This is a genomic window from Mycoplasmopsis opalescens ATCC 27921 (genome assembly GCF_000712185.1).
Taxonomy (GTDB): Bacteria; Bacillota_I; Bacilli_A; order Mycoplasmatales; family Metamycoplasmataceae; genus Mycoplasmopsis; species Mycoplasmopsis opalescens.
Map to the genome: position 1 here is coordinate 1 of NZ_KL544019.1, position 12,500 is coordinate 12,500.

At 26.7% G+C, this 12,500-nt stretch carries 14 protein-coding genes; 7 read left to right on the forward strand and 7 right to left on the reverse strand.

The genetic code is table 4. From position 1 onward, the window contains the following. Together T385_RS0101740 and T385_RS0101745 are read right to left on the reverse strand one after the other, a co-directional pair. Positions 1-235 (reverse strand): hypothetical protein (locus T385_RS0101740; RefSeq protein ID WP_029905973.1); only part of this gene is annotated, 235 nt, incomplete at its 3' end. Positions 236-666: 431 nt separating this feature from the next. Continuing rightward, positions 667-1,029 carry a hypothetical protein gene (locus T385_RS0101745; RefSeq protein ID WP_029905974.1) on the reverse strand — a complete coding sequence of 121 codons (363 nt, stop codon included), beginning with the start codon at positions 1,027-1,029 and terminating at the stop codon, positions 667-669. A gap of 448 nt (positions 1,030-1,477) precedes the next feature. On the opposite strand from T385_RS0101745, the gene T385_RS0101750 reads away from it, so the two are divergent. The 7 genes from T385_RS0101750 (at position 1,478) to T385_RS0101780 (ending at position 5,739) form a co-directional block, all read left to right on the forward strand. Then, positions 1,478-2,140 (forward strand): Fic family protein, encoded by a 663-nt coding sequence (locus tag T385_RS0101750; RefSeq protein ID WP_029905976.1) that lies wholly within the window; start codon positions 1,478-1,480, stop codon positions 2,138-2,140. A 2-nt stretch (positions 2,141-2,142) separates the two neighbouring features. Then, entirely contained in the window at positions 2,143-2,370 is a 228-nt protein-coding gene (locus tag T385_RS0101755) for a hypothetical protein (protein WP_029905978.1), read from the forward strand. A gap of 73 nt (positions 2,371-2,443) precedes the next feature. Next, entirely contained in the window at positions 2,444-2,812 is a 369-nt protein-coding gene (locus tag T385_RS0101760; RefSeq protein ID WP_029905981.1) for a hypothetical protein, read from the forward strand. A 2-nt stretch (positions 2,813-2,814) separates the two neighbouring features. Further along, a complete protein-coding gene (locus tag T385_RS0101765; RefSeq protein ID WP_029905983.1) occupies positions 2,815-3,468 on the forward strand; it encodes a Fic family protein in 654 nt (217 codons plus the stop codon). Between the two features lie 140 nt (positions 3,469-3,608). Next, positions 3,609-3,791, forward strand: a complete 183-nt coding sequence (locus T385_RS0101770; protein WP_029905985.1) for a hypothetical protein — start codon at positions 3,609-3,611, stop codon at positions 3,789-3,791. Positions 3,792-3,904: 113 nt separating this feature from the next. Continuing rightward, complete coding sequence (locus tag T385_RS0101775; protein ID WP_051677958.1) at positions 3,905-4,957, forward strand: endonuclease; 1,053 nt, start codon at positions 3,905-3,907, stop codon at positions 4,955-4,957. A gap of 92 nt (positions 4,958-5,049) precedes the next feature. Continuing rightward, complete coding sequence (locus tag T385_RS0101780) at positions 5,050-5,739, forward strand: MAG0920 family protein (RefSeq protein WP_029905990.1); 690 nt, start codon at positions 5,050-5,052, stop codon at positions 5,737-5,739. Positions 5,740-5,784: 45 nt separating this feature from the next. Here the strand turns inward: T385_RS0101780 and T385_RS0101785 are convergent, their stop codons facing one another. From T385_RS0101785 to T385_RS03790, 5 genes are all read right to left on the reverse strand, one after another. Then, positions 5,785-6,864 (reverse strand): ABC transporter permease subunit, encoded by a 1,080-nt coding sequence (locus tag T385_RS0101785; protein WP_029905992.1) that lies wholly within the window; start codon positions 6,862-6,864, stop codon positions 5,785-5,787. Then, on the reverse strand, positions 6,857-7,879 hold the full coding sequence (locus T385_RS0101790) for an ABC transporter permease subunit (protein WP_029905994.1): 1,023 nt from the start codon (positions 7,877-7,879) through the stop codon (positions 6,857-6,859). Before T385_RS0101790 ends, T385_RS0101785 begins: the two co-directional genes overlap by 8 nt. 12 nt (positions 7,880-7,891) lie before the next feature. Then, entirely contained in the window at positions 7,892-10,765 is a 2,874-nt protein-coding gene (locus T385_RS0101795) for an OppA family ABC transporter substrate-binding lipoprotein (protein ID WP_029905995.1), read from the reverse strand. Between the two features lie 3 nt (positions 10,766-10,768). Beyond that, on the reverse strand, positions 10,769-11,602 hold the full coding sequence (locus T385_RS0101800; RefSeq protein ID WP_029905997.1) for an alpha/beta fold hydrolase: 834 nt from the start codon (positions 11,600-11,602) through the stop codon (positions 10,769-10,771). A gap of 719 nt (positions 11,603-12,321) precedes the next feature. Next, positions 12,322-12,489, reverse strand: coding sequence for a leucine-rich repeat protein (locus T385_RS03790; RefSeq protein ID WP_408633462.1), 168 nt, complete (start codon positions 12,487-12,489; stop codon positions 12,322-12,324). Positions 12,490-12,500 lie beyond the last annotated feature (11 nt).

Below are 12,500 nucleotides of genomic sequence, written 5' to 3' on the forward strand. Positions count from 1 at the left end.
TAATCGAATTTCCTGCAAGCACTCGAGATACTAACTCATGCTTTTCTTCTGAAGACCAAACCTTATTTTGTATTTTGTGCTTTAATGCTTCAGGTCCACGTGCATCTTCGATTCTGACCCATTTTCGAACTGTGGCTCTAAATAATTCTTTTGAAACACCATCAGGGGTGTTTGGCAACATACCTTGTCGATACATTTCAACACACTTTCTTTTAAATTCAAAATTATAGCGCATAAAAATAACCCTCCTTACTGGTTTTTATTTGTCCAGTAAAGAGGGTACATATCATAAATCCTTGTTTTTTTATTAGCAAGTCTCTTCAGTTACCTTTGAGCCCAACACCAGTCTAACACCAACTATCCAAATTCCACTCAGTTGTGTGTTTTATTTCTAAAACACAATAATATTTTAATTAATATCCCTCAACTCCCTGAACAAAACAAAATAGCTCGGACATCCTCCACTCTAGACTCACTCCTAACCTTCATCAATCAAAAGCACAAAAGAAGGCCTTGCAAAAAGTGGTCTGGATGCTCTCAAACAAAGCGCTAAATCGGATGATGAATATGAAAAAGCTTTAGAGATGCAGCAATTAAATCACTTGAAACATTTCATCTTTAATAATTAACTATGATAATGGAGCAATGCTTCATTTTTTATTCTAATTAAGGTATTTGATTGAAATATTTCTCAGCCCGCGTAATAACATTTTCAGTATTTAATAATTCTAAATATGGAAATTTATGAATTATTTTAATTAAATTGAAGCTGTTCTTAAAACAGCTTCTTTTTTCTCTTTTCATTTTTTCTTTGGATTCGTAATATTTAAATTGAGATATAAATAATAAATCTTTATTAGTTATAACTTTATTTCTGTTTCGTTTGGTAATTTTTTTACCTTCTTTTGTTGCATATGGACTAGAAATTCCAAGCTGTTTAAAGCGCCTAACCAGAGTTGAATATGAAAAATCTTTAGTTTCTGAACATTCAAAGTGTTCAAAAAATTCATAAAAAGAGATCAAAGTCAAAAATGAGGAACTATCATTATTGTTCTCATTCTTGTTAATCTATATCTTTTAAAATAAGTTTTGCTTAATGCTATAAATTTCTCGTCTGAATGTTTAAGAGCATGTTTGTTATTCAAATTACCATGAGAGATTTTGATTTTGGCCCCTGTTTTCTGAAACTCTCTCAATCGTTTTCGCTTTCTTTTTATAGTTGAAATTGACACAACTAAAGCTATTGGTAATTGTTTATTTGTTCAATGCTATGCCTTGTAATTTGTCTTTAAATTAAATCATTTTTTGTTGCATATTCCTGATTTTCCATACTAAAATTGTATATTCCTTAGTTGAATTCTAACTAAGAGGTTCATTTGGTTTAATGTTTGAAATTAATGTTTGAAAATCTTGTTTTTTGATATATTATGATAATTTGAGATATAATATAACAAATATTAAAAAGGGTTTAAAACTTATGAAATTAACAAAAATGAATCGAAAGCAACTTGATGAAATCGCTATTTTATTAACGCATTCGTCGTGTGCGATCGAGGGTAATACTTTTACTTTACAAGAAACAAGGCAAGTATTTAAAGACGCTTTTAATGATATTGGCTCTTTGAAAAGTATACGTGAAGTATATGAAATTATTAATTTTAAAGAAGTAATTGAATATATTAAAAGCAATTATCAAGATTTAGAAATTAATAAAGAAACCATTTTAAAATTACACAAAATCGTAATGACTAATTTATTAAATAACAATGGATCTTTTAGAGACCATAATGTAAGAATTAACCATAGTCAAGTTATTTCTTATGATTGAAGCGTAATTCATTATAAACTAGATAAATTAAACGATTGATATAATCAAACTATTAATCAACCAAATATTAATAAAAAAGCCGTGATTTTAGAATATCACGCTCGTTTTGAAAAAATCCATCCGTTTAGCGATGGCAATGGGCGAACTGGAAGAGCAATTATCTTATTACAACAATTTCAAAATAATTTAGAGTTTTGATATGTTAATGTTAAAGATAAAAAAGCATATTTAGATGCTTTAAATAAATATCATTTAGATAACGATATAAATAGTTTATTAAAAGTTTTTAAAACAAAATATACTGGGAGATAATAATGGAAAAAAGAAAATTAGAATATCACGAAATCCATAAAATAATTACTGATTATATGTATGAATATCAAAGCAAAGGTAAATGTGATTACTTTTTTATGGATAATCTATTTGAAAAAGGATTAGTTTATTTACCAGTAAATGCTGATGCTAAACAAATTATTAAATGGGATCAGGGTTATAAATTATTATTTGACTTCGTTGTTAAAAATATTGATAAATTAAAATAAATAAAAATATTTTGATATATTATGATAATTTATGATATATCATATTTATAACATAAGGATACAAGGAGATAAAATGTATAAAGCGGATATAACTAAACATTTAGAATGAGAATTTCAAAACGAAATAGCCAAAGCAATTAAATTAGTTAATAATTATTGACTAAATAAAATTAATCATCCTTTTGGTTATGTTGAATGAGAAACATTTAGATTTAATCAAAGTGTTAAATTATCAAAACCAATGAGTGAAGAAGTATTTCGAGAAATGCTATTAGTTAATATGGGAATTAAAGCAATTATTAGATTAATTTATGAAATTAAAGAAAGCGAATTAATCAAATTACAAAATGCTAATAAGATTTTAAACACTACTTTATTTACAAAAACATACTCTAAAATGCTTGATGAAATTAAAAAAATAATGAAAGAAGATAAAAAATAGTTATGAAAGAAACAGAATTAGATTTATTGAAATTTGAAGATTATTCAAATCAACTTGTAAATATCATTCAAGCACAAGTGCATTTTGAAAATTTAATTATTACCAAACTTGAAACGCAAAACATTCTTAATAATAAATATTTTGAAAATAACGATGACGCACTAAAAGTAGCGATTAATCTAAAAGACGCATGAAGATTTATTTTTGAAACCTATGACTTGCCTTTAAGCACCAATTACATATTACAACTACATAAAATCTTAATGGACGGGTTAGTTGATGGTAATGGTTATTATCGCACAAGAAATGTTTATGTTTCAGGTTCTAAATATATCCCACCATTATTATCACAATATCAATATAAAGAAATGTTAGAAGATGCTATCAAACAAGATGATTTATTATCAGTACCATTATTAATCGCCAGAGAGCAATTATTTAATGATGGGAATAAAAGAAGCGCAACAATGTTAATTCAAAAAGCATTATTAGCAGAAAATAAATTATTTAATCTTACTTTAAATAATAATAATGATTACAAATCTGCACTATTACATTACTATCAAACAAAAGATAAAGCACCGTTAGAGCAATTTGTTAAGCAAAATACAATTGATTTATCCGCTAAAAACACCAACTCACTAAAAAGAAGATAGAAAATAAGAATAGCCCTATTTAATCATAAAAAAGGAACATTAATTTATGCCCCAATTGCAAACAAGTTTTTAATCGAAAGTATTAAAAACGCTAATATTAATAATGAAAATGAAGATTGATAAAGAAGGGAGAGATAGTTATGGCAGCAATTAAAAGAATAGAAATATATAATCAAATTAAAGATTATTTAGTTAATAATCGCGTTGATAAAAAAGAAAAGTTAAATATTTATGCGATAGCAAAAATGTTTAATATTTCGTATTCATTAACTTATAAATACGCACATTTTGCCTTTAATGAACTTCAAAGTGAAAAAAAATAAAATATTTTGATACATTATTGTTTGATATATCGAAAAAATTCATAAATGTTATCAAATAATAATATGGCTTAAATTTAGTATAATTGAGTGCAAAAATTTTAGGATTATATATCATGAAAAAATATAAAAAAATATTAATATCTTTATTCGCTCCGTTGTCGATATCATCGATTATTACTTCAGCAAAATGCCAGCCAAATTCAACATCTCAAGATCAACAATTTGATCAATGAACAAATAAGTTAAATAGCGAAGTGTATACCAATTTAGTTGCACCATCAATTAAAAGTGCTAAAAAATTAATATATAAACCCAGCGATTTTTATGCTTCTTTGGATGGAAAAAGTGGTGCTGAATTAAGAAACGAACTATTTAGAATCCAAAAAGAGCATAGGAATAATACTAAAACTTATGCACACCTTTATAATACTTATTATGATGCTTTTATCGATAGATACTATGAAAATGATGGCACACTTTTAGATTTATATGGCGAAAATCCAAATGGAAAAGATCCTTTTACATTTGACAAAAAAAATCATGAAGGAAGGGCTGCTCACAATAACTCTCCATACGTTTTAAGGCATAAAGGAAAAAATAATAATTCAAAGTCTAGAGAAGGTCAAATATATAACAGGGAACACATAATCCCGCAATCATGATTCGGTAAACAGGAACCAATGCGTAATGATGCTCATTTCGTGTGGCCTAGTGATAAATTAGTTAATGAAAAACACGCTAATTATCCTTACGGAACCGTTAAAAATATTTCTTACAAAAGCAAAAACGGTACAAAAATTGGAAGCTCGCTTGAGGACAATGGACCAGTTACAGAAGTAATTAATGAGTTCAAAGGCGATTTAGCGAGAGCTATTTTCTATTTTACATTAACCTATCAAGACCAAGATATTAGAATGACTGATCAAGCGAGAAGATTTTTTGATGATGACAATCAAATAAAAACAACATATTTAAAAACACTATTAACGTGATCAGATAAAGATCCACTTACTCAATTTGATTTAGACAGAAATAACTATACCTTTAAACACCAAAAAAACAGAAACCCATTTTTAGATTACCCGGAACTCATTAAAGTTGTTTTTGAATATGACAATAATTATGTATTCAAAAACAAAGGATTATTAACTCGATTTGAATTTTAAATATTACCAAATTGCCTGTACCACAGGAAATTTAGTAATATAAATAATAATTGGTTTAATAATTTCATTATAAAATCACAAAGGAGGAATTAATGGAAGCTTTAATGTATATCGCATTTTTAACCAACCCATTAATAATATTAATATCTACCCCATTTATTATGCTTGGTATAATTTCGAGAATAATTTCAAAAGATATTTTGTTAGTTAAATATTTTCAAAAAAATGAATACAAAGTCAAAAATGATTTTATAAAATCATCTATTAAAAAGTGTCTCATTATTCTTTTATTGCCATTGCTTTTAATAGCTATAAATATATTTGGTTTAGCAATCTCTCTTTATTGAACTATTTCTAATAACGATACTTCTTATTTGTATATAATATGTGGACATATTACATTTTTGATAGCTGGAATATTTTTATTAATTATTCTCTCAATAAATGCTGCCGCATTGCAAAAGTGAAATAAAACAAATCTAAAACTAAGTGATAATCGGCTAATTGAAAATTTAATTGATTATAGTGATAACAATCAAGAAAAACAATTATTGCTTAATAACAGAATTACTATAGTGAGCAAAATATTTATTGGAAATAATATGACAGTTTATTTTACTTTTAGCTCAAAATTTCAAAATTACAGCTTAAAAAAACAACAAGAACTAATATATGAGCTTGCAGTCCAAAATTACCAATTTACCAGAGATAAACAAGGAATGCCAATATCATTAAATTCATTTAAAGACCTTTTTATAAAATATCAAATTAAACAAAGTTAAATAAAAAAATTAGTAAGAAAAAAATCATGAACAATCATGATTTTTTTATCTAAACTCAACAGCTTTATGTATTTGATTAACATTTAATTGAAATAAGATATTAAACGAAATTATTAAAAGACTTGGATAAGTTATTTGTCAATGGTTTTCTGTTCTTGATTCTCAATAATCTTTAATAAGTAAATCGCTAATATTAGCTATTTTACCAGTTATTCCAACAAATCTTAAAGTTAAAATAAAGCCAAAAATATAAATAATTCTCCGTGAAAAAATTACTAAAATTTTTGTGAAAAATGATGGTATAGCATGAATAAACAAAATTCTAAATTCACCGCATCCTATGCTTCTTAAGGCTTTAACTAATTCAGAAATATAAAACTCTTTCCCGTATTCATAAGCTCAATACATTATTCTAAAAAAACCCGGGATAAATATTGCTATATAAATGCTAATTTCATTTAAAGTGCTACCATAAAAAATAATAAATAGAATGAAAGCTCAAATTAAATCAGGGATGGCGATAATATTATCTATAAAGCTTTTAAATGCTTTTGAAAATAATTTTTGGTTAGCTTTAGAGAAAAATGAACCAATAATAATTCCGAAAAATAACTCAAAAGCAAACAATAAAAAACCAATGTATAATGATTGAACTAAATAATTATTAGCCTTTAAAAATACGTCATCACCTAAAGCATCCGTTCCTAAAAATGGCGTAGTATTGCTATTTAATAAAAATTTTACTAAGGCTTTTTTATCCACAAGTAAATAATAACCAGCAGCTCCACCAGCAATTTCCACCTTTTTAAAATTAATTTGTTTATTTTGCTCTAATATTTTATTAATCTCTTCAAAAATTTGATTTGATGAATCAAATCTGACTAATTCATTATTTTCAAAACCCCTAATATTCGCATAATAACCTGTAAATTTTAATGTTTTGTATGGTTGAAAATCGTAAAAGTAAGCTATTAAAGCAATTATAACTAATAAAGCAAGTGAAATAAGTAAACAAATATTAAATCAATTACCAAAATACCTTTTTGATAAAGCATGATTATTTAAACTCATTAACCCATGATATCGTTTTGCTTTTGAGGCCAATTTAAATAAATTTTTATCCATTTTTAACCTCATAAATCTTATTTTTTTGTTGCATTAAAGCCTGTAGACGGCTAGTTTTAGCAACAAACATATTTTTTATAAAAACATTCGTTTTTAAATTTAATTGAGGAGTTATGAGAATATAAATTATTTCTGCAACTAATGATGTAATACAAAAAACGCCAATTAAAACTACACAGGCAAATATAATAACAAAGTTATCTCCACTGATTAAGTATTTAGAAATATTAGATCATGAACCCGGTATATCTAAGAAATTTTCAAGCATTACACTGGAAGTTAAAATTCCAGAAAGTGAAAAAGGCAATAAAGATAAAATAGGTGGCAATGAATTTTTAAAAACATACTTAAAAAACAACTTACTTGGGTTCATTCCGGTTGATTTAGCGACCAAAATATAATCTGTTGAAAGAATTTGGCTGACTTTATTTCTTGTTAATTGAGTATATGAAATTAAGTTAACTAAAGTTAAAATCGTAACTCCAATTACATAAGCATAACGTTTATCCTCATTGAAGCGTTTATATAAATCAAATTTAATTAATATAGATAAAATTAACGGAAATAACACAACTATTGAAATAGAAACTCAAAGCGTAACAAATAAATTTATGAATAAATCAGTTATTTTTCGACGCTTATATCCAGCCCAAATGCCAAGAGAATAACCAACAAATAATGATAAAAATAAGCTAATTAAACCAATTGAATATGTATGAATATTATTAGTAATAACTGCATCATAAACTGATGTATCTTGCAATTGTTGTTTACGATATATTTCACCTAAATTGCCTGTAAATAAGCCTTTTAAGTATAAAAAGAATCTAATAATTAGAGGTTTATCATAGTGATAAATTTCAATACCAATTGTATTGATTTCATGCGCAGAAGCATTATCTTTATAACCAATAGGCAGTGAGTTTTTTGAATATAGAACAGCAAATATTAGCATTAAAGAAAAAAACGCCAAAAGAATTATTAAGCTTAATTTAATTATGATTCTTTTTAGCATTTTATTCCTCGTCTAATTTTTAATTATGCGGTAATCCTGTCCATAAATTACGCCATTCGCAGTGTTATTTAATTGTAATCCTTTAGGTACAACGATAACATTTAATTCTTTAATGTATTTTTCCGTATCAATCGGGAAGCCACGCAAGACATTCATTTCTTGTAATAAGCCAATTAAATCATCATTATTGACTTGTTTAATGTATCATCTTGCGAATTTTCTATATTCAACAATATTGTCTATTTCTCTCGAAACTTCTTCAACTGTTTTCCCTTCAACAACTTTAGAAGATTTAACTTTAAATTTATAACCAATACCCGATCAAGGTTTAAGTGGCAATCATTGTTTATTAGTTGCATCTCATCTAGCTCTAAGGTATAAATTACCTTCTTCATAGCTATTGAATTTGCCTAAATCATCTCATTTTACAGCATCGAAAATCTTTTCTAAGTTAGCGTAAGAATCATAACCTAAACCATTAGGTTCTTTAGTTAAATCAGTATTTTTATCTTTTTCGTAATTGTATTTTAAAGCTAGTTTAAACTCGCCTTTATCAAATTGCGATTTTAAAGCTTTTGATAAATGATACATTTTTGGGAAATTTTTAGCTAAAGTAGAATCGGCTTCGGCCATTGAAAAACGATAATATAAGGCGAAAGGACTCATAAATAAAGCGTGTGAAGTTTTATCGATATATGAGCTAATTGTATCATTTTCATAAGAGTATGCAATTTGTTGAACTATTGTAGTATTATCCCCAGTTCCATTGGCTGCACCAATATGTTGATTAATCGAAATTTGATCATTTAAAATTTCCAATTGCGGATCTAATCTTGGATCTAATTCCTTAATTATTGCATACATTTCTTTTAATGTTCTACTATCTCTTTCGCTTAAAAGCGCTGTATTATAGACTTTTCAGCTAACTTTTTCATTTTCTTTAATACCTTGCGAATCTAATAAGTTTTTCATAGCTTCTTTAAGCTTATTAAATGAAGCGCTTTTTAATCCACTATCAGTATTTTTTTCTAAAATTATTTCTTTTCCGTCTTTATCATAAGCTCTAAGCTTATTGATTAATTCGGATGCTTCTCTCGGTGTCTTGTATTTCGCGCTTTCTTGATCTTTACCACCAAATTTAGCATCTGGGGCTGCATTTGTAATTCATAATTGTGTATTATTTCCACCGTTATTTTTAGCATGATATTCTCAGTTTATGGCTGCATTTAAAATTGATCTAAAGGCAATTGATTTATCTTCATAAAATCCTGAAGAAATACTTTTAACATTTGGTGCTGAAGGGTTTTCGCCAATAAAACCTTTTGCAATATCTTCAACAGTTGCATTTCAGTAGATTTTAGTGAAATTATCATTATAAGCTTGATTATAATCAATTTTATTTTTTACCCCGCTAATACGTGGAACTGGTGTAATTAAAAGCCCTGTATTTCCTATGCTTAGTGAACGCTGAATTGCTTTAGTTGAATAAATTGTATGGTTTTTAGATGCTTCAATTTCTTGTCTTTGCTTGTTATTCAAACTAAAGTAATCTAAGCCAAATACAGCATTCTTTTTAAAATCTTCAAAAATTAAATCACTATTTTTATTTTCGCTATATTGAAATTCAAAGGTTTTAAAGTTGTCTTCGGCGTTAACAAATTCTTCATCTCAATAATGACTATTTTTAACAAAAACTAACTTAGAATCACTACTTAAATTTTTATCTGGATAATAAGGGCCAACATAAATATTATCTTTGTAGCCATCTTTAGTTACACCATAAAAATATAAGCCAATAACTTTTCCAATTTTCGTTCCATAAACTGGAAAAGTTATTTGTTTTTTGTTATTTCCTTCGCCAATTTCAACAGTTTTTGTTTTATCGAATTCAGCTTTATTAGCTTCATATAAATCGTTAATTTTCTCTGCTGAAACAGGATTGAAAAAAGGTGAATTAAAGATCATTTTATCAAAAGCTTCTTTGAAATTAATTTTAGAATGATCGCTTTCATTGCCTTTTTTACTGTGGGCTTTAAAAACTAATGAATTATTAGCCTCATTAATAGCTGAAATTGGTTTGCCTGTAGCTTTATCGAATTTATTAAATTCATCACCATCTACACCATTAGCTTCAAAAATTTGATGATGTGTATATAAAAAGTTTTTTGTAAAGCGAATTGAACTTTTATCTCCATTACGGTTTTTTAATTCTTGATCCATTAATGAAACTTGTACTGCATCACCAAAGTCTTCTTTTTGGCGTCAAGCAGCACCATTATAGTAAGTTCTTAAATAAGAAATTCAAAAGTCAATTGGTTTAACTTCATATTTTGTAGCTTTTCCTGATGCATCAATATAGTTAACACCTTTGCGAATATGAATTTCTACTTCTTTAGCTTCTTTTAAAGCATTATTGAAATTTACTGAATTGATGCTTCTACTATCATTTGAAGCTAAAAGTATTACATCACTTTGACTTTCAGTGATAATTTCCGCTTTATCATTGTCAAATTCAACTTTAGTGCCATCTCATTTATGGACGGTAACTTTATTAGCTAAGTCAAAACGAAGTCTACTTTTGGCTTGTGAGGTAAATTTTTTAGCTTTTTGATCATAATTCGTAGTGCCTAAAGTTTCAACTCTAAAAAGTCCGGCTGCACCTAAAGTTGCTTGTAGATTATTTTTAGAAGGTGTTAAATTTATTTCGCTTGAGTAATCGAATGTATAAGGTTCTAAATTCAATTTTCTTGTAATAGTTTGTAAATAATTTCGCTTGCTAATTAGCGATTCATTCGCACCTTTTTCTGTTTTTGCACACGCAATTGCCACTAAAGGCAATGATAAACATAGGCCAGAGCCTGTTAAAATGACTAATTTATTTTTCATTTACTATTTTTCCTTTAATGCTTGGATAAATCTAGTAACAAATTCTTCTTTCTTATCAATTCAAATAGAATGTCCTGCATCTTGAAAATAATAAATTTTAGTATTCTTATTATGAGCTAAATAATAAGAAGCAATGTTTTTAACATCAATTATCCCATCATGAGAACCATAAAAAAGATAAAGTGGTGCCGTACAATTCCTTATGCCCTCTTCGATTAAATCCATATTATTCATATCAGGCAAACTTTTTGCTAAAACGCCTTCTCCATAGGCTTTTCCACTTGCTATATCTTCAGCAATTTGAATTGCTTTTAATTTTAAAAACGATGGATTATTAATGATTTTTTTAGCATTGAACACGCATAGTTCAACTTGCTTTTTGTAGTCTTCAATATTCTTTAAAAAGAATGTTTCATCATAAACATCTACTCTGGACAAGGAAGTTTTGTTCATTGGCCCAACTAAAATTATTTTTTTAATTCTTTCATGAAGTTTTTTTAAGGCAATCATCACTAGGCCACCACCCATTGAGTGTCCAATTAAAGTCAAATTATTCAAGTTTAATTTTAAAATAAACTCAACAAATAGATCTGCGGCTTTAGTCAGTGATGTTAATTCGTTAGTTATTTGGCTTTTACCATGCGAAGGCAAGTTTAAGGCATAATAATTAAAATCATTATCACTTAAACTTATCTCCTCAAGTGGAATTGAAAAATTATTAAATTCTCCGCCAATTCCATGCACAAATATTAAGTTATTACTTTTTTGATTATTACTTTCAATATATTCACAATCAAAGGATGCAATATTAATTCGTTTCACTTGAAATTTATCCATATTTTCCTTGTTGCATAAATTAAAATTATGCTTTTTTATTATATTATCACTCATTCAAAAATCTATCAAAAAGCTTATAAAGTACGACGCTGCTACTTTAATTAAGAATTTATCAATTATCAAATTAAGATAATACAAATTTAAAATTCAAACAAAAAAATATTTAATTAATAATTTAGTAATTATGGCCATATACAGTATTTTTAGAAACAAAGTAAAAAAATATTTTTAATATGTTTAGATAAATTAAATATTGCAATACTCCATTGATTAATGAATAATTAAGTGATAAACATATTTTTTAATAAAATAAAAAAAATACTAAGAAAAATGAATGAAATATACCTTCAAAATTGTAAAACTTTCATTTATTACTGTTTTTTATGTAAAAATAACACTTTTACTAAAAAATTTAATTTTATTTTAAAATTAAAAAATAGTTCTAAATGGTATGTACCCTCTTTGTTGGACAAAGAAAAACCAGTAAGGAGGGTACATATCAAAATATTTTCCTTAAAACAATAATTATTTTTAAATAGTTTTATTTCATAAACTCCTTTTAATACTTTTATTTAACCGTAAAGAGAGATATAACCGCATAAATTAAGGAACATTTTCAAATTTTTTGCTATTTTCTTATATAAGATTTGCACACATAACAAAAAGAGAAAATATTCCTTGAATATTTCCTTTTTTTGTTATGTTAATTTATGTATTAACTAAACGGTTACTTTTCCAATTTTGTAACCTTTTGGTAATCAAGTATTGTCAAAAGCGTCTGCACCTATTCTTTCTAAATTTGGTGCTATCACATTTGTTAAAGATATTGCTCCATAAAATGCACGGTAGCCTATTTCTTTTACATTCGGAAGGTTGATTGATGTTAAAGATTCTGCTC